Here is a 23564-nt window from a genome sequence, read left to right as displayed (position 1 = left end):
TAAATTAAATTTAAATGGACAAAAAATTAAAAACTATTAAATCGAATACCAAAAAATGGACATTATAATAACATTTGCCATTATCCTGTTTGGTGTTATCCTTTTTGTAAGGGATTATTTTTCTATAGATACAACATCTATACTTATAATGGCCATGTTTATCGTTGCTGGGGTATTAAGTCCGGAAGAAGGTTTTTCGGGGTTTAACCATCCTGCAACCATTACTTTGGGTTGCATTTTTGTGGTTAGTGGCGGTATTTTTAGCTCTGGTATTTTAGAAGGATTGAGCCACCGAATTATAAAATTGGCTAAAATACATTACAGCGTGGCTTTAGTGGTTTTTTGTTCCATTTCGGGTTTGTTTTCAGCTTTTATAAACGATACGGCTGTTGTAGCGCTTTTGCTTCCTATTGCCTTAACCGTTTGCAGAGAAACAAAAATTAGTCCGAGTAGGTTGCTCATGCCCATATCGTTTGCCGCACTTTTTGGGGGTACTTGTACGCTAATAGGTACATCCACCAATATTTTGGTAAGCAGTTATGCCAAAAAATATGGGATTGATGAGTTTGGAATGTTTGAGTTTAGCTTGGCAGCCCTATGTTTGTTGGCTCTAGGTTTTACATATATCTTTGTTTTGGGCCCTATTTTATTGCCAAAAAATAGAGGCGGTAATGAAGAATTTACCAGAAAAGCAGAAACATACATCACCGAGCTTTTTGTGGAAGATAACTGTAGGGATATTGGGCAATTTATCTCAAAATCGGTTTTGGTTAACGATTTTAACGTTAACATACTTTCCATTTTACGTGATGGTGTATTAAAGCATAATTTTGATACAGATACTAAAATATTACAAGGCGATATTTTAAAAATTATCGTTCCTCCAGAAACCTTATCGCGCTTGTTGGATGTTGAGGGCTATAGTATTAAAGGGAGTAAGCGCATGAAGAAAGCCGAAGAAAAATATAAGTCTTTCAATTTATACGAAGTGATTATTCCATTTGGATCGGGTTTGTCTGAAAGCTCATTGAAAGAAATTAATTTTAGAAGGCAATATAATTCTTCGGTTATCGCCATCCGGCAGCGCGGAGAAATGAAATACAATAAACTCACCCATATAACTTTAAAAGAAGGTGACATGATGCTTATGTTGGGGCAACCCGAGGAAATAAACAACTTAGAGTCTCAAAGTCTTATTGTTAAACTTTCAGAATATGTAAAAAAGAAAACCGACTATAAAAAAGCTATTCCTGCGGTTTTAATTGGTATTGGAGTTATTATGGCGGCATCGCTTAATGTAACATCTATCTTAATAAGTGCTATGGTAGGTGCTCTGTTAATGATACTTATTGGGGTTTTAAAACCTATGGAAGCGTACAAAGCGGTAGAGTGGAAGGTAATCTTTATGATGGCCGGTGTACTTTCTATGGGTACGGCACTCGAAAAAACAGGAGGTGCCGATTTAATAGCCAATTACATTATGGATACACTTGGGCAATACAATGCCTATTTTACTTTAAGCATTATATATTTAGCGGCATTTATATTAACCAATTTAATTTCAAGCAAGGCCACGGCTGCTTTGATGGTGCCTATTGTGATTACTTTGGCCCAAGCGATGGGCATTAGCGAACGCCCGTTTTTAGTAGCCGTTATGTTTGCATGTTCCTTAACGTTTATGACGCCCATGAGCTACCCCACAAATACCATGGTTTATGCGCCCGGAAATTATAAGTTTTCAGATTTTTTAAAAATGGGAACGCCTTTAAACCTGCTTATTTGGTTGGCGGCTTCGTTCGTTATCCCTTATTTTTTTCCTTTTAATCCTATTTAAAAAAAAGCATCAATTTTGGTTTTTTAAAATAACCTTTTTCAACCGTTTTCCGTAATCAAAAATCGCCTTTATTTCTTTTATACTTGCCAAGCGCTCCCGGCCAAAAATAAGCAAGGCGTTGCCGTCTGATTCTACGTGGTAATAGGGGTTACTTTCAAAAAAGTGGGTTACATCGTCGTCAAAAAATTCGGCAATTTTGGTTTCATTCTCGCCCAATAAATAAAATCTTCTTGAAAAATCATCATGGTTTTCAATGGGTATATCTTTAAAACCGGCAAAAGCGGATACTTTTTCTAAAAACCCTTCCCTATCTAAAGTAAATTTGGGTATGGTTTTATTAAAATTGATGTAAACCATGGTAGTGCGAACTACTTCTTTGGCTATAAACTCACCTTCGGTAAATTCAATATCGAACATTTTTATGGCACTTTTTTCGTGCGATAAAATATTATAGATGTGGTCTATATACTTAGTTGAAAAAAACGAAAAGTTGTTTAAAAAGGAAACGTCCTTTACATGTTTAGGGCTGTAATTAAGTTGATAATCGTTTGCCAAGTTCTCCATATAGGTTTGGCGTCGCGTTAGGCTTTTTTTAATGATGTTAGGCACAGGCAATAACCGTCTTGATGCAAAAGGGTGTTTGGAGTCTGTATCATGCATATCGAGGCCTATAACATCAAAATGCCCACCGCGCTTAGCAAAAAGCACTTGGTAGTCACTCATATTTTCCAAAACGGTATCGTCAACAAATTCGCAAAGTGAAAAATCGACAATAACATCGGAGTTTTCAGGAACAACACCTAATTTTTCCTTTAACCTAAAATAATTTAAAAAGCTGCAAAAATGCTTTACGCTTATGTAGTAATTGTGCTTACTATCTTGCTCTTTGTACATGAGTACGTTGGGTTTTAAAATATTTCTGAAAAACAAACCAGCACTTTTGTTAACTACAATATGAATAATGAGTGTAGCTAAAACACCGGCCAAAATACCCGTGATTAGGCCTACTTTTAAGGTAACGATTAACGTTACGAAGAAAATAATGAGTTGCTCTTTTCCAATCGACGACATTTTTGTTACAACCTTGGGAGAGGCCAATTTATAACCTGTATAGACCAATATGGCCATAAGTGCAGGTAATGGAATTCGCGTAAGTTGTGAGCTAAAGAATACAATAAATATGATTAAGAATATGGCATGAAAAAAGTTAGACGATCGGTTACTGGCGCCATTATTTACGTTTACCGAGCTTCGTGCTATAACAGTTACCACGTTTAACCCGCCCAAAAAACCACTGCCAATGGTTGCCAAACCTAAAGCTTTAAGATCTTTGTTTACGTTAGATCGCCGTTTTTCAGGATCTAATTTGTCAACCGCTTTAATGCTTAAAAGCGACTCGATGCTAGAAATGAGGGTTAAAGCCAAAACACTTCCCCAGAACGGAAAGCTCCAAATACCACTAAAATTAGGTATTGGTAATTCGGCTATAATTTGCTGAATTTCCGGTATTCCAGAAATCATGTATTCTCTGGCAATGGGATTGGGTTCGTGCAAGCCAAACTCAAAGTAATAGCTGAAGCCTATAGACAGTATTACAATCCACATAGGTGCCGGGATAAGCTGCAAATATTTATTTCTGATTTTTGAATAGAACACCATAATGCCTAGGCTTATAACACCTGCGATAGCAGCATAAATCAATCCGCTTCTTCCATAATGTAAAGCATCATTAATGGTAAAGGGAATTTCAAAAAGGTAATCTACGGTATCTTCCCTTTTAATTTTATGGGCCAACATGATATGAAACTGCTTTCCTAAAATAATTAACCCGATGGCCGCTAGCATTCCTTGAATAGCTGCAGATGGAAAAAAATCGGCCAATTTCCCCATTCTAAACACACCCAAGAGCACCAATAAAACACCCGAAAATATAATGGCTATATATGCATTTTCTAAACCTAAGGTCGTAATTGCTACAAGAATAACACCTACCAACCCGTTACCTGGACCGCTAATAGTTACGTGGCTTCCTCCTAAAATGGACACAACAATTCCTCCAACAACGGCAGCAATAACACCAGAAATAGCAGGGGCATCGCTAGCCATGGCAAGCCCTAAGCCAAGAGGTAAAGCAATGAGGCTGACAACAAACCCCGAAAATATATTTTTAGGTAAGGCTTTAAAAAACAGTTTTATGTTATTTTTTTTTGGACTCATTGTAAAATCAATACATCGGTTGGCAACTCGGTTAAAATGTGCTCGATATCGTGCGGAAATAAACGGTCCCAAAAGGTGGCTTTTCTTGGGGCATTCATAACCAGTAAATCAGCTCTAGCTATTTGTGCGTAATGCCCAATAGAATAGCCTTGCTTTCCAAAAATAGGTTGCAACTTAATCGTTTTGTTTGTTAAATAGTCTTCCGGAATATGGCTTATTATTTCTTTAATTCTTGAGTTTTCGCGCATTCTAATGCGTTCTTTAATAATATTAGCGCGGCGCAACGATTTATCGTCCTCAACCTTTACGGCAATCTGATCCTGTTTTATTTCTTCAACAATGGTTATTTTTTCGGCATTTAGTTTTTGGGCTACGTAAAAGGCTGTGGTTATCGTTTGTTCGGTCTTTGGATCTTCTAGTCCGTTTACCACAACATGTTGGCAAGGTAATCGCTCTACCGAAGGTTTAATAAGTAACAATACAGAACATTTTGCTTTACGGGTAATCTTTCTGGCAATAGAACCGATGTAATATTTAAAAAACCGTTCGCGTTTAAGTGCGCCCAGAATGAGCAGATCTATATTTTTTTCTTCGGAAGTTGATAGGATAACATCAACGGGGTTACCCGTTTTAAACACGATTTCGTAATTGAGCTTATCTTTTTCAAAGCTTTTTAAAATAATGTTCAGCATTTTTGTTTTTTCTTCAGAAACCTCACCCACATGTATTAAATACAACTTGGCTCCAAAGAAAACAGACAACCTTGCTGCTTCAAAGAGGTTGGCCTTTAAGTTGGGAGAATAAGCTATACCAATTCCTATACTTTTAAATGGCTTTAAACGCACGTGCTAACTAAATTTTTTGTAAGATTTGAAAGATAACATTTTTTTAAAAACATGACGCTTTATGCCAAAAACAATAATGAGAAACCTTTAAAATCATCTGTTTTTATTTAAATTAGTCATTTTTATAAGCATTTACGTATGATAGAATTAGCGGGAATCATTATTTTGGGGATATTGGCACAGTGGGTAGCTTGGAAATTTAAAATTCCAGCTATTTTGCCTCTAATATTAATTGGTTTGTTGGTAGGGCCTATTGCTGCTGAGTTTTTAAGCGAAGATGGTTCTAAGTGGATTGAGCCTATTTGGAATGGTAAGGAAGGGTTGTTTCCTGGCGAAAGCCTTTTTTACTTTGTGTCGTTAGCTATTAGTATTATTCTTTTTGAAGGTGGGTTAACCTTAAGAAAGGGCGAAATAAAAAATGTTGGGCCAGTAATTACAAAGCTTATTACTATTGGGTCTATAGTTACATTTTTTGGAGGCGCTCTGGCGGCTCATTTTGTGTTCCATTTAAGTTGGGAAATATCATATCTGTTTTCATCGCTTATTATTGTTACGGGGCCAACTGTAATTACTCCTATTTTAAGAAATATACCTTTAAAAAAAGATGTTTCTGCTGTTTTAAAATGGGAAGGTATTTTAATAGACCCCATTGGAGCGTTGGTAGCAGTACTAGTATTTGAGTTTATTAGTGTTGGCGCAGGGGGCGAATTCACCAAAACGGCTCTTATAGAATTTGGTAAAATTGTATTATTTGGTACTACTTTTGGTTTTACTTTTGCCCATGCCCTGAATTTTTCAATTAATAAAAAATGGATACCGCACTATCTTTTAAATGTTTTTGCTCTAGCATCGGTTTTAGGGGTTTTTGTTTTATCCGATAGTTTTGCCCACGAGTCGGGATTGTTAGCTGTTGTGGTCATGGGAATGGTTTTAGGTAATTCTAATTCGTCGTATTTAAAAGAGCTGCTTTATTTTAAAGAATCGTTAAGTGTATTGCTTATTTCTATCCTGTTTATATTACTGGCGGCAAATATTAACATGGAAGACTTACTCCTTGTTTATAACTGGAATGCTGCGATACTATTTGCTTTGGTAGTTTTTATTATCAGGCCTGTAGGCGTTTTTCTCAGTACACAAGGGTCTAAGTTAAAATTAAAGGAAAAACTTTTTATAAGTTGGGTAGGGCCCAGAGGTATTGTGGCGGCCGGTATTGCTTCGCTGTTTGGACTAACATTGGCAGACAAAGGTGTTGTTGACGCAGAGTACATAACCCCTTTGGTTTTTATGATAGTTTTAGGAACAGTTTTGTTAAATGCAACTACCGCACGGCTTTTTGCACAATTAGTAGGTGTTTTTCTAAAAAAGTCAGGAGGGATTTTAATTATCGGGGCATCAAAAGTGTCGCGCTTATTGGGGCATTATTTAGAAAACAACGGTCGCCATGTGGTGCTTATTGATAGTAACGAACGCAATATTGAAAAAGCCAAAGAACTTGGTTTAGAAGCCATAACTACCAATATTTATTCCGATACCTTGATGGATAATATTGAACTAAGCGATGTGGGTTACTTAATGGCACTTACAGGAAACCCCGATATTAATAAATACGCCATCAAAAAATTTAGTAAACAGTTTGGTGAAAATGGATCTTTTAGGTTGGTAACAACGCAGGAAATGTTAAATGAAGAAAACACCCCAAAAGAAGGTTTGTTTTCGCATAATGATGATTTCAATAGCTTATCTGAATTGACTGAAAAATACCCCTCAATACAGGAAATCAATCTAGAAAATAAAGAACACTATGAAAAACTGATTAAAATTTCAAATGGCGATGACGACATTATCCCTTTATTTGTGAAAGATGATGAAGGCGAGCTACATATTATATCCTCATATAATCTAGAAGTAAAAGATATTCAAGAAGGTTACCAATTGGTATATCTAGGAAAACCTTTTGATGTTGAAGAAGTGCCTACGGCCGAAACTAAAGCTTCTAAGGAAGATCAATAAGTAAGGACAAACAACATGGAATCGGTATTTTATCGTGGCTAAAATAGGAGGTAATTTTTAAATTTATAATTTTGAAAAGTTTTTGGTTGAACTTACCCATTTCCATTCCGATTTTCCAAAATTGCCAGAATCTGCAATCACTTTCATACTAGTTTCATTCAGAATTTCAATGGTTATTTTACCATACAATTGGTCTTTGCCAACGGGAATATCAGACCATGACAGTTCTATTTTGTTTCCTTGTATTTTTCCAAAGCCTACATGACACCAGTTTTCTCCTAGTTTTGTTTCGTCATTTTGCTTATTCATTCCCATCCAATAAACAGTATCATCAACAACGTTTATCCAAAAGGGATTCTTGCCACTCGATTCCCAAAATCCTGATTTTATCATAGTTTTATTTATTGTTTTCAAATATATTTTGTTAACGGTTTTCTGTTAGTAGTTGCGTGGTTTAGCGTCAAACAAAGTTTTATTAATTCAATCGAGATTCTAATTCCATTCTAACTTCTTTTGCGGTTGGGTCTTTTGCTAATATTATTCCATTTTGGTCAATTAGGAATATTCCACCGCCACCACCGTCAACTCCATATTTTTGCCAAATATTATTTTGTCTGTCCAGTTCAACTAGATTTATCCATTCCCATTTTTCTTTTTCAAGGAATTTCACAAGTCTATCGGTGTTTTTAAATTCTCCAGCAACACCAATAATTGTAAATCCTTTGTTTTTGTATTCGTTGTAGAGAGGAACCATTGTTCTACTTTTGGCTATACAAGGTCCACACCAAGTAGCCCATAAATCTAATAATGCTACTTTTCCATTAATTTTTTCAGAAAGTTTGATTTCATTTCCATTTAAATCAGGAGCGGAAAAGTCTGCGTATTTTTTTCCAACTTTTATGTTTTCAATAGCTTTTATTAAATTGGTTGCTAGATCATTATAAAGGTGATTTGGATAAATTTTTGAGAGCTTTTTATAGTTGTTTTTGGCTAAATCTAAATTAATATATTCTTTGAAGTATATTAACTGTTCTAAAAAAAGGTAATACGATACTAAATTTGGATTTTGACCAATATAATCTTCTTGCTCCCATTTTAATTGTTTTTCCCAATCTCTAGAATTAAATAAAGACTCCGCTTCTTTTTTATAGTTTTTATATTCAGAGTTTAAATCCCCACCCTTGACTATATTTTTATCAAATTCATCTTCTGGAAAAATGGTCAAATCAATTTTTTCATTTTCAAGAAACAGAGGCATAGGTCTATATATACCTTTTTTTACTGATTGGGTAAATGCTAGGTTCACTACTTCAGGGTTTTTAAGTTCTTTTTTGTAGTAAAATTTACCATTAACAATAGGAATCTCTATGATTGAATCAAACCTAGTGTCTTGGTTAGGCTTTATTAGCATAATCGATTTAGTGTCTGTTCCAATAACCTCCCCGTTCAATTCGAGAATATTCCTTTTGTCAGACGAACAGTTAAATAAAAATATTGTCGATAGGCACACTATTAGTTTGGTAATAAATTTCATTTGAAAATTATTCTTTATTTATTGGGATTGGGCAGGAAATGTTATTGTAGAAACCCTCTCCTAAAATACTTTTCGCTCTTTCTGCACTAATTCTCTCAGCAAAGAAAAGGATTAACATGTCATAACTATTTATGAGCTTATCGTTAGATTTTCCTGTAGGACAAGATAACCACCCTCCATTTTCCTTCAATTTGGCACTATTGTTATACAAAGCATAATAAAAAAGAATCTCTCTTTTGTTTGTAAGAGAGACATCAACATTAGTTCTTGCAGCAAAATCTGAAATTGCAACTTTTGAAATATCTATTTTTTGAAACGTTGTAAATCCAGGAAGAACTTGTTTCATTTTTAAAGAGTCTCTTTCTTTAATAAAGTACAATCTATGGAATGTCGTAGAATCTTTTCTACTATGATGGTGATTAAATTGTAAATCATTCTCTTTTTGAAAATCTTCAATAACATTTCTTTGCTCAATTAACTTTCCATATTCATATATTTTGTAGCTTATGGAAATGTACTCTCCTTTTTCAAGTTCAAAGGGAAACTTAAAAAAGTTAATTCCTTGTTCTTTAAAGATATTTATTAAATCTTCTGAATCAATGTTATGGTCGTTACTAAATTCTTGGCCGAATGTTAACAAAGATGAAAGCATTAACAAAAAAATAATTTTTAGCTGGTTCATTATTTGATAATTTTAGTTAACCTAAACTTTCCTCTTTAAATATAATACACTTGAAACTAAAGGTCTAAAAAAGTAATAATAAAACGTCATTACGAGAAATATATATATCGAAGTAATCTCAAAATCAGCAAATTAATTTTTAAAGATTCCTTCACGTTATTCGGAATAACGGTTTTTTAGACAGCCTATTTACATATGTTGAATATTGAAGGTTAAGCCATTATCTATAAACTCGATAATTTGAGTTAATGATATATATACACAGAATTTTTATTTTGTTGCGTTGGTTCAATATTAAATTCTTGTCTTAAAAAATGCTCAACATTGTGAGCTTCAAAATTGTTATACACCGTTTCACCATCTTTTTTTACTAAAACATCATGTGCTGAAGCGTTAAACTTGAATAACTGTCTCATGTAGTTGTAATCATCTTGTGGTATTCTAAGAGAGTTTTTAAAGCCGTTTTTTTCAACAGCAGATTTATAGTATTCTGGGGTTGAACGGGATTCGTTAGTTATGTTTAAAAACACAACATCTTTGTTATTCTCGTATAGTTTGCGTCTTTTTTTAATGTCTTCTAAGTCTTTTCCTTGGTAGTATGAATGTGGATTCCAAAATTCAATCACAACAATTTTACCTTTATAAGGCGCAATAAGTTTATTAAAAATGGCTGTGCCTGGTTCGTGTTCAGGTAAAGGATAGGTTTCTGGTTCGGATACTTTATCGTTAAATAAATTATCACAAACTTGAATTAAATACGGACTTGTAATACCTTTTTTTAATTCAGACCAATACCATGCTTTGTCTTTGTACATGCCATCAGATTCCATCATAAATTTTAATGTTCTGGTTTTTATAATCTCGTAAACTAAATTGTTTTTTATACCCAAACTGCTAGCTATTGAGTCTTGTTCTTGCCACTTTTTTATAAAGTATTTCTTCCAAGCATTCTCTCTTCTTTCTTCAATAAAATTATAATATTCTTTTCTAAAAGGCTCATATTTTTTGTTCAAAGCCCTTATTTTATTTGTTAAATCTTTTGGTAATTCTGGCTTCTTATGCCCGTTTTGTTTTACCCAATTAGATAGTTCTTTTTGAAAGGTTTTATAAAGTTCTTTTTCTTTTAAACTTATCTTTACATTTTTAGTTTCCAAAAACTTTAAAAAATCATCTGAGGAAATACTTGTACTTACACTCATGTTTTTTGATTGTGGCTGTAGAGGATCTGCATACTCTAACCTGTTTATAAACACTCCAAAATTTTGATTAACTAAAATTGATTGTTTATGCAAAGGGAGCTTTGGAATAAAATCATAGTAATCTTCTGGATGGGTATCATCTATATTATTTGCCTTTCTTTTTCCTTGCCCATATCTAGGAGAATGAGTAGGTAAATAGTAATCAAATAAAAAGCGATATGTTTCTAATACAATGTCGTTTGTTAAAAGTTCGCTTGTTTTTTTGTCGATTTCCCCACTCTGCTCGTACGCCTTAATTTCATTTAAAGCATTGGTTTTAAATTCAAGCATATACTTTTTAAAAGCATCAGGTTGCATTACGGCTTCTTTTTCTTGAAAATGCCCAGAGTTATATTCTGGTTTATAGTGCAACAAATCGGTATTTATTTTTTTTAAAGGCCCTTGATACCTAGCTTTTTTAAAATATCGGGAAGTGCGTTTGGCTTTTAAATCTTCCCAATTTAAGATAATAGATAGGTTTTGTCCTGGTTCAATATAAAATGAGATGGGATATTTTTCGATTACAAAATAGTTTTGCATCGGATAATCTAAAGGTAATTCCAACTCAAAACGACCATCTTCATGAATTTCTAAAACGCGAGGTTTATTTTCTCTTGTTAGTTGATTAGTATAATAAAATATACCTGTTTTTGCTCCTAATGTTTGGTCGTAACCTTTAATATAACCAATAATTTTCGCATTCTTTTTTGTGAAAAAAGCTGGTGTTTCAAAGTTTTCCAATACGGTAGTTGTTGTGTTTGCTAGTTCTGCTTTTAACCATGCTTTTACATCTTCTGGTATCTGTTTATCGATAGTAGTCGTTGATGTTTCACTGGGTGTAATAGGGTTGCTTGCGTTACAAACCGAAGTCGTTAAGGCAATAAGCAGTATGAACAAAATCGTTTTCATAATTCTAATTTTATTGATTTATATAAGTTTTTATGGCGTCTTTATAAGTTCTACCGGAGGTTATCGTTGTTTTTTTATGATCTAAAAGATTAATGATATACCGGTTGTTAAAATACTTTTGAAAGTCTTTTACGTAATTCGTATTGATTAAAAAACTTCTGTGAATTCTTAAAAAATTTTGAGGCAGTTTTTCTTCTAATTTGGTTAAAGATTGCTCAACAAGTTCAATGCCTTTATTGGTATGTATAGCGACATATTTTTCTGTGGCTTCAAAATAACAGATGTCTTCAAGCTTCACGAAAACGATTTTATCTTTCTTTTTTACGGTAATAGAAGTTATTCTATTTTTTTCCTTGGCCTCAGAAATTGTATTAATGGCCCTAAAAACATTCTCTTTAGAAAAACTTGCCTTTAGCTGCTCAATCTTTAACGCCGTTTGTTGCAAGCGTTCCTTCTTTACAGGTTTGATTAAATAATCTACACTATTGGTTTGAAATGCCTGAAGGGAGTAATCTTCGTAGGCTGTACAAAAAATGACCATAGGCACTAGTTTTAATTTTTTTAACAATTCAAAACCTGTTAAACCGGGCATTTCTATATCTAGAAAAATGATATCAGGTTGTAGGTCCAGAATCATTTGTTCTGCTTCGTATCCATTTTCTGCCTCTCCAATTATTCTGAACAAGTTTGAAAACTCTTCAATTAACTTTTTAAGACGCAACCTCGCTAAGCGTTCATCATCAATAATTAAAACGGAATATGGTTTTTTCATAGTTATTATTGCAGCGGTGTTGAAATTATAATTTTCTTTTTAGGAGTGTTTGTCCAATTTAAGCTTGCTTTATCTCCATAGCTTAATCTTAGTAAATCGTTTACAGATTGTAGCCCAAAACCACTATATAAGTCTTCAGGAAAATCTTTGCCGTTATCACTAATGAATATTAATAGATTATTTTTGTTTTGTTTTATTTCTAGCTTTATTTCTCCGATGTGCTCTACTTTTGAAACACCATGTTTTACTGCGTTTTCAACAAGTGGTTGTAAAATATACATAGGAATTTCTTTTTCAAGCAGACCCTCATCTACATCAATGATAAAATTTAGACGTTTGCCAAATCTAATTTTTTCAATTTTCAAGTAATTTTTTACCATGGTAACTTCATCCTTAACAGTACTCATGTTCTTTTCTTTTCTGTTAATGGAATATCGAAACAAATCTGATAACGAAATAATCATCTCCTCAGCTTTGCTCGTGCTTTCATGCATTAAACTTGCTATAGAATTCAGCGCATTGTATAAAAAGTGTGGGTTAATGTGGGCATGCAGTGATTTCAGTTCGTTTTTAGCGTTTAATTCTTTTAATCTACTTAGTTCTACTTCTTTTTGATTTATCAAAGAGTCTGAAAAGTGATTTAAGTAGATTAATAAACCTCGCCCTAAGGTTAAGGTTAAAAACACGAAAAAAACAGAGCCATAAGCTGTTAAGTTTTCATTTGTGTTGTCTAATAAAAAATAACCCAAAATGATAGGAATATGCAAAGCGCTAAACGTTAGCACCAGTTTCATTATAAATTGGTATGTAAAACCCAAGTAATTATTTATTAGTTTTTGCTCTAAAAACCATAATAAAAATGAGACTACAACTAAAGAAACCAATACATACACGAGCACAACTATGATGTGGTTCAATGAACCCGTGGGGAGCTCAATTTCAATAAAATAACGATATAACCAGTGTGAGTTCATCAATCCTATAAAAACCACACACATAGGGAAAAAATAATTCCAATATGTTGTTTTTCTACTATTAAAAAGGCTAAATGAAGTAAAAAACAATAAGAGCCCTATAACCACTATTAAAGTATAAACCTTGATGTACGCTAAATTTTTATTTACAAAAAGGTTGGCATACCGCCATGGATAGGTTTGGTACATATAGTCTGAAAACTGCTCCTCAAAATCATCTGAATATAATTTTAGAACTAAATATTTATCGAGTTCTGTAAATTCTTTATCTAAAACATTATAAGTTGGATCATTAAATATAGCTTCGGTTGGGTAGTTGAGGTTAAGAAAAATGGTCTCGTTGTTTTTATCATCTATAAAACAAATGGTTCTTAATATGTCGTATTGAATATATTTTTTTCGGCTATATAGAGGAGTTTCATTTTTAAAACTAAAGTATAACGATTTTGTACTTTTATTGGCGCCTCGTTTATTTTGGTATTTATTGACTTCAAAATTTATTGTTATGGTAGATGCTATAATATCACGATAGGAATATCCTTTGATATCCCCATTGCTTTTATTGTTGACAAACTCTGAAAACCCAATGTTTGTAAACTTTGAAAAGTAATCTGTCGTTTTGTTAGGAATAACTTTTTTTAAATCTTCAATAACCGTTTTTACCGCTAAACTATCTTGTTTTGTTGCATTATTGAGTGTAAATAAAATAATGGGGCCAGAAATCTTTTTGGCTTTTTCATGGCTTCTATACACCTTCCCTTCAAAGAGTTTATCTTTAATATACTCCCACTTTATATTCTTAGTTTCTTTTGAATAGCCGTCACCTTCAATTTTGTAGAGCAACGAATCTTCAGAAGAATTCATCATTATAAATATCAATGGCGTTAATAATAGAAGTAGTAAAAGGAGTATTTTTTTCATTTTTTAGCTTATGGCTCTACAAAGAAACCTTAATAGGTGGGTTTTTAAAATATTTTTCCGACGAACGGCATTCTTGACTTTTTTAAGAGTCACGAACAAAGACAAAAAAAGCCCCACTTCAAAAAGTGGGGCTCTAAAAATTAATTTATGATGCGCTTAAGCCATAATGTGCAACTCTGTAAACTCTTTAATAAGTGTTAAAGTGTTGTCCCCATTAAGCTTTAGTTCTTTAAACGGAATTTCAACATTATCTACCTCAATTTTTGAAATTTTGAAAGGTAGGCCGTGTAATTTTAATTTAAAGGTTTTGTATGTGGTTACATACTTTCCAGATTTATGTTGTTGAATTATCAACTCATCTTTCTTGCCATGAAGTTTAAAATCTCTTAAACTATAGCGGCCTTTTATGTAATCGTAACCATCATTAGCATCTTCATAAACCATTGAGTTTTCTTTGCCTTGTTTGTAATACACATCTAGCGTTAATTCTTCAATCGTTTTTTCACCTACATATTGTTGGATAGGATATTTAGGAATAATTGCACCTTCTTTAACAAAAAGAGGCATACTATCAAGATCAGCATCAACCCATAGTTCTTGCCCGCCTTTTACAACCTCGTCAGTCCAAAAGTTATACCATTTCCCGCGAGGAATGTACATGCGCCTTCCTTTTTGATTGGGTCCATTTACAGGGCAAACCAGTATTTTTTCACCAAAAATAAACTCGTCGTTTCTATAGTGCGTTTGTTGATCTTCTTGATCGTAAAGTACTAACGATTTTAAGATAGGAATACCTTCATCGGCATATCTCCAAAACGCCGTGTATAAGTACGGTAATAATTGATAACGAAGTTCAATGAACTTTCTAACGACATCAGTTATGGTTTTGTCAAATGCCCATGGTTCTTGGTCTCCGTGGTCTCCAGAAGAGTGCGTTCTACAAAAAGGGTGGAAAATACCCAATTGTATCCAACGGGCATAAAGTTCACCATTGGGTTGTTCGGCAAACCCTCCAATATCTGAACCAATGAATGAAAAACCAGACATAGCCATACGTTGGGCTTGCAGGTTGGCAATGTTTAGATGATCCCAAGAGGCCACGTTATCGCCCGTCCAGCTTGACGTATAGCGTTGTGTACCCGAATAAGCCGCTCTGGTAATAACAAAAGGACGTTTAGGATATGAAAATTTCTTTAAGCCTTGATAGGTGGCACGTGCCATTTGCATGCCGTAAATGTTATGCGCTTTTCGGTGACTGCAAGCGTTGCCATCGTAATCGTGTCGCACATCGTCTGGAAAAGTTTTTCCAGGAACATCCATAACGGCAGGTTCGTTCATATCGTTCCAAACACCTTTTACGCCTATATCTTCTACTAATTCCTTAAATAAATTGGACCACCAATCTCTTACTTCTGGTTTGGTAAAGTCTGGAAAATAACATTCTCCAGGCCATACTTTCCCTTTCATATATGGCCCATCGGCACGTTTGCAGAAATAGTCTTTTTCAAGGCCTTCTTTAAACACAGAATAATCCATGTCTATTTTAATTCCTGGATCTATAATAACAATGGTTTTAAAGCCATCGTCAGCGAGTTCCTTTACCATACGTTTAGGATCTGGAAAATATTCTTTACTCCATGTAAAGCACCTAAATCCTTCCATATAATCAATATCCAAATAAATGGCATCACAAGGAATTTTCAGTTCTCTAAACTTAGCAGCAATTTCTTTAACATTAGATTCTGGGTAGTAGCTCCACTTGCATTGGTGGTAACCAAGTGCCCACAGCGCGGGCATTTCGTGTGGTTTACCTGTTAAATCGGTGTAGTTGGCAACTACTTCAGACATCTCTGGGCCATAGATAAAATAATAGTTCATCTCACCACCATGTGCCCAAAAGCTGGTAATGTTACGTCGTTCACTGCAAAAATCGAAATAAGAACGGAACGTGTTATCGAAAAATATACCGTAAGATTTTTTGTTCTGTAAGGCCGTGTAAAACGGAATGGCTTTATAAATGGGATCCGTATCTCTTCCGTAAGCATAAGAATCGGTCACCCAATTTTCAAAACGCTTCCCTTTTAAGTTGTTGTCTACGGGTTTGTCGCCAAGACCATAGTAGCTTTCGCCGGGCTGTGCTGTTTTAGACATTTTAACGACATCGCCGCCAAATTGGTAGCTTTCTTCCCAGTGGAAGCCTAATTCGTCTTCACATATCAGGCTATTATCTTTAGCGTCGTAAATAGATGATCTTAAATCTATTTTTGAAATGTAGCAAATCAATTTTGATGTGGTAATGATGTAATGTTCATTATCTTCGGTAACTTCTAGGTGGTTATAACCACGGCTAGCGTATTTTGTAATAGCATACGAAAAATCGTTATCAAATATACCTGTTGTTGTAAACCTAAACCTTAAGATACTATCGCGGCGTACAGTAACCTCTAATTTTACACCATTCTCGGTAGTAAAAGACAGTACATTTAGGTTTTTTTCATATTTTATTATTTTGGAAGGAAATAAATTTCCTTTGTATTCAAGTTCTGTATTTAATATCATAGAGTTATGCGTGTATAATAAATGCCGAAAATACTAATTTTTAAATTTAAGTCGTGTCAAATTTTATTAAAAAATAACTAAGAAATTTGTGTAATGCTCAAATATTCAAACACATAGTTGTGGATCTTACAAAAAAGTATTTTCAGATGTATTTTTATGGAGATTAATAGCAAATTAATTTGAAAATCAGTAGTGATTTTTAGTGTTAAGTACTAGATTAAAGTCTTTTGCCCCGTAATTGTGAGAGCAGGGCAAGAGACTTTTTATTTTAAGATTTAAATTGAAACACCGTTACAGCTAAAGGCGGTAAGGTTACTTCTGCTGAATAATCTTTGCCGTTCCAAGGTGTTTTTTTAATGGTTATTTGTTTTGTATTTGAAACGCCACTACCACCAAATTCCTCTAAATCGCTGTTAAAGATTTCTTTTAGTTTGCCCTTAACCGGAACACCAATACGGTAGTTTTCTCTAATGCTAGGGGTTAGGTTGCAAATTACAGCAACGTTTTCTTCAGGGTTGTAGCCCTTTCGGATATAGGAAATCACACAATTTTCATGGTCGTCATAACTTATCCATTCAAAACCTTCGCCAGAAAATGGTTTTTCGTAAAGCGCTGGTGTTGTTTTATAGAATTTGTTTAGTGCTTTATAGAAATTTTGTGTGTCTTTATGTGGTTTAAAATCTAGTAGGTTCCAATCTAAACTTTCTTGAAAATCCCATTCATTGTATTGTCCAAATTCACCGCCCATAAACAATAACTTGGTTCCTGGGTGTGTAAACATATAGCCATAGAGCAACCTGAGGTTAGCAAAACGTTGCCACTCATCGCCGGGCATTCTTCCTACTATTGAGTTTTTGCCATAAACCACTTCGTCGTGCGACAAAGGCAACATGAAGTTTTCGGTAAAGGCATATGCTAAACTAAAGGTAATCTCGTTGTGATGGTATTTTCTGTAAACAGGATCTTTTGCAAAGTACTCAAGCGTGTCGTGCATCCAGCCCATCATCCATTTCATGCCAAAACCTAATCCGCCAACAAAAGTGGGTTTTGAAACCATAGGGAAGGCTGTCGATTCTTCGGCAATGGTCTGCACATCGGGAAAGGATGCATAAATTTCTTCATTCAATTCTTTAAGAAAACTTATAACAGCCAAGTTTTCTCTGCCACCGTAAATATTAGGCTCCCATTCGCCGTCTTCACGTGAATAATCTAAAAATAACATGGATGCTACGGCATCTACACGCAGCCCGTCGGCATGGTATTGGTCCATCCAGAAAATGGCATTACTTATTAAGAACGAACGCACTTCGTTTCTTTCGTAATTAAATATTAAACTTTTCCAGTCTTGGTGGTAGCCTTTACGTTTATCTGGGTGTTCGTATAGGTGAGAACCATCGAAAAAGCCCAAACCGTGAGCATCTTCAGGGAAATGCGACGGTACCCAATCTAAAATAATACCAATATCGTTTTGGTGGAGTTTATCAATCAGATACTTAAACTCTTCGGGATAACCAAAGCGCGATGTGGGCGCAAAATACCCCGTAAGTTGGTAGCCCCAAGAGGGGTCGTAAGGATACTCCATAATAGGCATAAGCTCTACATGGGTAAAGTTCATGTCTTTTACATAATTTACCAAATCGTCTGCCAGCTCATAATACGACATGAACCTATTCTCTTCTACATTTTTCTTCCAAGAGCCTAAATGGACTTCGTAAACAGAGTATGGTGCATCTAGCGCATTATTCTTTTTACGGGTTTTCATCCAGTTTTTGTCCTTCCACTTGTAGTCATCGTCCCAAACTATAGATGCGGTGCTTGGTGGGTGTTCGTAGCGTCTTGCATAGGGGTCGGCCTTTTCGGTTTTTATATCATTGTTATGGCTTTGTATTTTGTATTTATATTTTGCCCCCTTTTCAACAAGAGGAATAAAACCTTCCCAAATACCGCTGGAATCCCAACGTACGTTTAGCTGGTGTTCGCCTTCCATCCAATAATTAAAATCACCAATTACAGAAACTTGCTTAGCGCTGGGCGCCCATACGGCAAAATAGACGCCTTCTATACCATCAACGGTAACTAGGTGTGAACCAAATTTTTCGTAAAGCCTGTAATGCTTACCGGCTTTAAAAAGGTTGATGTCGAATTCTGTAAATAAACTGTAAACTTTTACTTGTGCCATATATTTTAATGATTTATTATATTAGATATTCCCTTTAGTGGGATGATTGCCCATTCTGGGCGTGAGTTGAGTTCGTACCCCAACTCGTAAACTGCTTTTTCAAGCAGACAGTATTTTAGTATAAAAATACGCTCTTGGTTATATCCTAGATTTAAGTTTGCATTTTGTGTTTCGTAAACGTAAGTGCCTAAAAACAGACCGGTAATGTAGCGGTATAGAATTTCTGAAGCTTTAAATAATTCTTCTAAAGAGGCTTTGTAATGTTGCTTATGGTTGTTAAATACATTGGCGTAAATAGCATAATGAAACGACCTGAACAACCCTGCAACATCTTTTAGAGGAGGCTGCTTTACCTTTCGGTCACGTATGGTGCTTTCGGGCTCGCCTTCAAAATCGAGAATATAAAAATCGTTGTCTTTAACCAGTATTTGGCCTAAATGGTAATCGCCATGAATTCTTATGCGTTCGCCTTTTAGCTTGGTCCAATTAAAATCAACAAAGCGTTTCCTGATTATGTTTTTTTTATCCAGAAATTCGTTGGCCAATTTTAAAGCCATGCCCTCTAGTTTGTTGAGGTTGTTTTCAACGGTATTGAGCCTGTTTTGGAATTGATAAAGCATTTTATTCTTTAACCAAACTGTATAATCGCCGTTATAATGAGTTGGTGTAAATGCAGTTTCTTCAAACTCAGAGCCTAATGCGATGTGCATTTCGGCTGTTCGCTTGGCTAAGGTTTGTACTTGGTTAAATATATTTAAACCGGCCCAATCTATAATTTCTGGAGGAATACTTTGAATGTTTAAGCGTTGGTACAAATCTGTATTGGGAAGCTGGTCAATAGCAATGGTTTTGTATTCTATGTTACAAAAAACTTTGTGCAATTCTTTCAGCATATAATCCCAAGCATCACCTTGGTTAGGAATCATTTGTTGCATTAAGCCAATAGTAATGTTCACATTATTGGAATCGACCAAATTGATGCTGCCCAAATAGGCCGGAGTGTTTTTAAATTCCTTTTTTTCAGAAAGAAAACGACTCATCTCGTAGTCTGGATTTTTATCTGCGAAAATCCGTCTGAAAAACTTTAAAACATATTTTTCATTATAAACCAACGAGGTGTTGCTTTGTTCTAAGCCAATAAACCTTGAAGACTCGTATTTAAGGTGGCCGAACATATGGCTTTTGTGATACTGAACCTTGGTGGTGTCTTTCGGCTCTGCCTTGGCAATACGCTCGAAGACTAATTTCCTAAAAGCTTCTAAATTTGTGGCATCAATAATATACCCAAATTGATTATTTATTTCTATAGGAAGAATTTGGTCTTTTTTTGCAAAATCCTCATCGGTTACAAAGGCTATGGGTAAAAAATAATGTTGGTAAAATGCTTCAACAAAATTGACTTCTAAAATAAGCCCATAGTAAATTTCGCCGTTTTGTTGGATTTTAAAAAATTCAGATAGTTCAATGTATTTGAGTTGACTTGATTTTCCGCCGTACCAACGTTGATTGACAATGTATTTTTCTAGTACATCTGATAAGAACGTTTCAACAAAATCAGGGTAATCCAATAAGTCTTCCCATGGCTTGGCGCTCACGAAAACAGGTTGGGCTGATTTTGTTGAAACATTATTGCTCATATTTATTTGTTGATTTTAAAGATATGGAACGGTAAAGTTGGGTGCAACTCCACATAGCACCACTCGCTATTCCAGTTATAACGACTATCGGTTATTAAGTCGTGCATTTCAAGGTTATGCCCATGATGAACACCGATTTCATGTAAAGGAACCTGTACGGTACCTTGTTGCGAATTATGTGAATCTAAACTGATGACTACAAAAATTTCATTGGATTTGTCTTCGTTCCATTTGTAAAATGCCAATAAATTGTCGTTTTGAATGTGGCAAAACTTAATATTATTGGTTTGCTGAAGCGCTTCGTTGAGGTTTCTGATGTAGTTTATCTTAGCAATAATGGTAATCAACTTGTTTTTTATTCCCCAATCGTAATGTGTAAATTGAAATTTTTCAGAATTCAGGTATTCCTCTTTTCCAAGCAACGGGTCGGAAAGCATATATTCAAAAACAGGTCCATAAATGCCTATACATGAGCTAAGGGTTGCTGCCAAAGTGTAACGAATAATATGCATCGCTTCGTTAGCACCCTGCAGGTGATACGGGTTTATATCGGGCGTATTGGGCCAAAAGTTGGGCTGCATATATTCTTTGAGCTCCGATTTAGTTAACTCCTCAATATACTGAATAAGGTCATGTTTGCTTTCTCGCCAAGTAAAATAGGTATAAGATTGTGTATAACCCTGTTTGGCGAGTTGTTGCATAACTTTGGGTGCGGTAAACGCTTCGGCTAAAAAGATAACATCGGGATGTTTTTCTTTTACTTTTGAAATAATCCAACTCCAAAAATAAAATGGTTTGGTGTGTGGGTTATCTACCCTAAAAATTTTGATGCCGCAATCGATCCAAAACATTAAAATATCCAAGCATTCGTTCCATAGGTTTTTGTAATCTTCACTTTCCCAATAAATAGGTAGAATATCTTGATATTTTTTGGGTGGGTTTTCGGCATATTGTACTGTGCCGTCTGGCCGCCATTTAAACCACTTTGGGTGGTCTTTTACCCAAGGATGATCAGGAGCTGCTTGCAAAGCGTAGTCCATGGCAATCTCTAAGTTGTTGTCTTTAGCAGCTTGGATTAAAGCCTTAAAATCATCCAGATTCCCAAGTTGTGGATGTATGTCTTTGTGGCCGCCATATTGCGAGCCAATACCCCAGCACGACCCTACATCGCCAGGTTTGGCTTCTGTAGTGTTATTTTTGCCTTTACGATTAACCTCTCCAATGGGATGGATGGGAGGTAGGTAAACCACATCAAACCCCATGCTTTTAATTCTAGGTAATAAACGCACACAATCGTTAAATGTACCATGAACGCCTTCGTGCTCTGAGGCCGATCGAGGAAAAAACTCGTACCAAGTGCTAAACCTTGCGCGTTTTCTGTCTACATAAACTTGATACGCTTTTGATGTATTAGCAAGGGTTTTTATGGGGTTGTTAAAGAATATATAGTAGAGCCTGTCTTTGGCTGCTTCGGTTATGGCTTCACCGTAATTGTTTTCATTCTTAAAAATGCGGTGTAAGTATTCTAAATATGCTTTGTCGTCACCTAAAGCGGTTTTAATGAGCGGTTCAATAAATTCGGCACCTTCAAGTAATTCAGATGATACGTGTTGTCCATCGTTAATTTTTCTTATTAGGCCATATCGCCAATTTAGGGCATAATCAACCCAAGCTTCAACTTTGTAGGTATAAAAACCTTGCTTTTCTACTTTAAAAGATGTTTGCCACTCGTCGTTAGAGCGCAAAATCATTCGCGACTCTTTCCAATTTTGTTCATCTTCGTGTTTGTAAAGAACAGAAGCCCCTAAAACATCGTGGCCATCGGCCAAAATATGGGCTTCTACATTAACAACTTCGTTAACGACACGTTTGATGTAAAATTCGCCACAATTAATACTTGGTGATACATAATCAATGACTACTCTTTTCTGGTTTTGCATTGTTTGGTTAGATATTTAATAGGGTCAATAAATTTTAGTGCTTTAGAGAATAAATCCTTTTGGAATAGTAGCCCCGTTTTTAATAACGACAATGCCTTCTTTTACACAGTATGTATCGGTCTCAGTATCTTCTAAGTGGGTGCCACCATTAATTCTCACATCATCACCTATACGGCAATTTTTATCAATAATACAGTTTTTTATAAAGCAGCGCTCACCAATACCCATTAAGATTTCAATTTTATTATTTTGCATTTCCTCTAAGGTTTCGTAGTAATCGCTACCCATCATGTACGTGTTGATAACGGTTGATTCTTTACCTATTCTTGACCGAATGCCTATTACTGATTTTTCGATTTTGGCAGCGCTTATAATGCAGCCTTCCGAAATCACGGCTTTGTCAAGAGATGTCCCTGCTACTTTTGTAGTTGGGAGCATACGGGCGTGGGTATAGATACGTTTGTCTCTATCGTATAAATCGAATTTTGGAATATCGTCTGTTAGCCCGAGGTTGGCTTCAAAGAATGATTCTACAGTTCCAATATCGGTCCAGTAGCCTTCGTACTGATAGCTGAGAGTTTTATGGGAGTCGATGGATTGCGGTATAATTTCCTTTCCAAAATCGTTGGTGTCTGGGTTTTCCGTGAGTTTGATTAGCAAATCTCTGTTAAACACATAAATACCCATTGAGGCTAAGTAGTCTCTGCCTTGGGATTTCATTTCGTCACTAACATCCGATTTCCAGTCAGGTAGTAAACTAGCATCTGGTTTTTCAACAAAAGAGGTTATAATATTGTCTTCGTTGGCTTTGAGTATGCCAAATCCAGTAGCATCTTTTGCATTTACAGGAATGGTGGCAATAGAGATTTCCGCTCCACTTTCTTCATGGGCTTCGATCATTTTATCGTAATCCATTTGGTACAATTGGTCTCCAGATAAGATTAAGGCATATTCAAAATTGTGGTTTAAGAAGTGGTGCATGCTTTGCCTAACGGCATCGGCGGTTCCCTGAAACCAAGTTTTGTTGTGTGGTGTTTGTTCGGCAGCTAGTACATCTACAAAGGCACTACTAAAAAAACTAAAATGATATGTGTTTTTAATATGTTTGTTTAAGCCAGCAGAATTAAACTGAGTTAAAACAAAAATACGTTTAATGTCTGCGTTGATGCAGTTGGATATGGGAATGTCTACCAGCCTATATTTGCCAGCTATGGGAACAGCGGGTTTAGATCTTTTGTCGGTTAATGGATAAAGTCTAGATCCTTGGCCACCTCCTAAAACAATGGCTAATACTTTATTGTTAATCATATCTT

The 23564-nt window shown here is 35.1% G+C and carries 15 protein-coding genes; 2 read left to right on the top strand and 13 right to left on the bottom strand.

Features of this window, described 5'->3' with window-relative positions:
• The first annotated feature begins 55 nt into the window (after positions 1–55).
• Positions 56–1834 (top strand): SLC13 family permease, encoded by a 1779-nt coding sequence (locus GSB9_02079; GenBank protein ID UKM65509.1) that lies wholly within the window; start codon positions 56–58, stop codon positions 1832–1834.
• A gap of 9 nt (positions 1835–1843) precedes the next feature.
• On the opposite strand, the gene GSB9_02078 is transcribed toward GSB9_02079, so the two are convergent.
• Both GSB9_02078 and GSB9_02077 read right to left on the bottom strand, forming a co-directional pair.
• Positions 1844–4051 (bottom strand): SulP family inorganic anion transporter, encoded by a 2208-nt coding sequence (locus GSB9_02078; protein UKM65508.1) that lies wholly within the window; start codon positions 4049–4051, stop codon positions 1844–1846.
• Complete coding sequence (locus GSB9_02077) at positions 4048–4896, bottom strand: universal stress protein (GenBank protein UKM65507.1); 849 nt, start codon at positions 4894–4896, stop codon at positions 4048–4050. The genes GSB9_02078 and GSB9_02077 overlap by 4 nt, the downstream gene beginning before the upstream one ends.
• A gap of 138 nt (positions 4897–5034) precedes the next feature.
• Between GSB9_02077 and GSB9_02076 the strand changes: the two genes are divergently transcribed.
• Positions 5035–6906 carry a cation:proton antiporter gene (locus GSB9_02076; GenBank protein UKM65506.1) on the top strand — a complete coding sequence of 624 codons (1872 nt, stop codon included), beginning with the start codon at positions 5035–5037 and terminating at the stop codon, positions 6904–6906.
• A 63-nt stretch (positions 6907–6969) separates the two neighbouring features.
• Here the strand turns inward: GSB9_02076 and GSB9_02075 are convergent, their stop codons facing one another.
• From GSB9_02075 to GSB9_02065, 11 genes are all read right to left on the bottom strand, one after another.
• Entirely contained in the window at positions 6970–7299 is a 330-nt protein-coding gene (locus tag GSB9_02075; GenBank protein ID UKM65505.1) for a hypothetical protein, read from the bottom strand.
• Between the two features lie 82 nt (positions 7300–7381).
• Positions 7382–8356, bottom strand: a complete 975-nt coding sequence (locus GSB9_02074; protein UKM65504.2) for an AhpC/TSA family protein — start codon at positions 8354–8356, stop codon at positions 7382–7384.
• 91 nt (positions 8357–8447) lie between these two features.
• Positions 8448–9122: a hypothetical protein gene (locus GSB9_02073; GenBank protein ID UKM65503.1), complete on the bottom strand. Its 675-nt coding sequence runs from the start codon at positions 9120–9122 to the stop codon at positions 8448–8450.
• A gap of 245 nt (positions 9123–9367) precedes the next feature.
• Positions 9368–11269, bottom strand: a complete 1902-nt coding sequence (locus GSB9_02072; GenBank protein ID UKM65502.1) for a hypothetical protein — start codon at positions 11267–11269, stop codon at positions 9368–9370.
• A gap of 10 nt (positions 11270–11279) precedes the next feature.
• Positions 11280–12041, bottom strand: a complete 762-nt coding sequence (locus tag GSB9_02071; protein ID UKM65501.1) for a LytTR family DNA-binding domain-containing protein — start codon at positions 12039–12041, stop codon at positions 11280–11282.
• A 5-nt stretch (positions 12042–12046) separates the two neighbouring features.
• A complete protein-coding gene (locus tag GSB9_02070; GenBank protein ID UKM65500.1) occupies positions 12047–13936 on the bottom strand; it encodes a histidine kinase in 1890 nt (629 codons plus the stop codon).
• 156 nt (positions 13937–14092) lie between these two features.
• A complete protein-coding gene (locus tag GSB9_02069) occupies positions 14093–16495 on the bottom strand; it encodes a glycoside hydrolase family 31 protein (protein ID UKM65499.1) in 2403 nt (800 codons plus the stop codon).
• 268 nt (positions 16496–16763) lie between these two features.
• The gene (glgB, locus tag GSB9_02068) at positions 16764–18674 is read right to left on the bottom strand and encodes a 1,4-alpha-glucan branching protein GlgB (protein ID UKM65498.1); all 1911 of its coding nucleotides are present in this window, start codon (positions 18672–18674) and stop codon (positions 16764–16766) included.
• Between the two features lie 5 nt (positions 18675–18679).
• Complete coding sequence (locus GSB9_02067) at positions 18680–20311, bottom strand: trehalose synthase (protein UKM65497.1); 1632 nt, start codon at positions 20309–20311, stop codon at positions 18680–18682.
• A 2-nt stretch (positions 20312–20313) separates the two neighbouring features.
• Positions 20314–22251, bottom strand: a complete 1938-nt coding sequence (locus GSB9_02066) for an alpha-1,4-glucan--maltose-1-phosphate maltosyltransferase (protein UKM65496.1) — start codon at positions 22249–22251, stop codon at positions 20314–20316.
• A gap of 42 nt (positions 22252–22293) precedes the next feature.
• Positions 22294–23559, bottom strand: coding sequence for a glucose-1-phosphate adenylyltransferase (locus tag GSB9_02065; GenBank protein UKM65495.1), 1266 nt, complete (start codon positions 23557–23559; stop codon positions 22294–22296).
• Between the last annotated feature and the right edge of the window lie 5 nt (positions 23560–23564).

Source organism: Flavobacteriaceae bacterium GSB9 (assembly GCA_022749295.1).
Classification (GTDB): Bacteria; Bacteroidota; Bacteroidia; order Flavobacteriales; family Flavobacteriaceae; genus Flavisericum.
The sequence above is the reverse complement of the archived record's forward strand: the minus strand, read 5'-3'. Positions and strand labels throughout refer to the sequence as shown.

Coding starts and splice junctions, on each gene's coding strand:
- GSB9_02079 (UKM65509.1), top strand. CDS start 56: ATGGACATTATAATAACATTTGCCATTATCCTGTTTGGTGTTATCCTT.
- GSB9_02078 (UKM65508.1), bottom strand. CDS start 4,051: ATGAGTCCAAAAAAAAATAACATAAAACTGTTTTTTAAAGCCTTACCT.
- GSB9_02076 (UKM65506.1), top strand. CDS start 5,035: ATGATAGAATTAGCGGGAATCATTATTTTGGGGATATTGGCACAGTGG.
- GSB9_02075 (UKM65505.1), bottom strand. CDS start 7,299: ATGATAAAATCAGGATTTTGGGAATCGAGTGGCAAGAATCCCTTTTGG.
- GSB9_02073 (UKM65503.1), bottom strand. CDS start 9,122: ATGAACCAGCTAAAAATTATTTTTTTGTTAATGCTTTCATCTTTGTTA.
- GSB9_02072 (UKM65502.1), bottom strand. CDS start 11,269: ATGAAAACGATTTTGTTCATACTGCTTATTGCCTTAACGACTTCGGTT.
- GSB9_02071 (UKM65501.1), bottom strand. CDS start 12,041: ATGAAAAAACCATATTCCGTTTTAATTATTGATGATGAACGCTTAGCG.
- GSB9_02070 (UKM65500.1), bottom strand. CDS start 13,936: ATGAAAAAAATACTCCTTTTACTACTTCTATTATTAACGCCATTGATA.
- GSB9_02069 (UKM65499.1), bottom strand. CDS start 16,495: ATGATATTAAATACAGAACTTGAATACAAAGGAAATTTATTTCCTTCC.
- glgB (UKM65498.1), bottom strand. CDS start 18,674: ATGGCACAAGTAAAAGTTTACAGTTTATTTACAGAATTCGACATCAAC.
- GSB9_02067 (UKM65497.1), bottom strand. CDS start 20,311: ATGAGCAATAATGTTTCAACAAAATCAGCCCAACCTGTTTTCGTGAGC.
- GSB9_02066 (UKM65496.1), bottom strand. CDS start 22,251: ATGCAAAACCAGAAAAGAGTAGTCATTGATTATGTATCACCAAGTATT.
- GSB9_02065 (UKM65495.1), bottom strand. CDS start 23,559: ATGATTAACAATAAAGTATTAGCCATTGTTTTAGGAGGTGGCCAAGGA.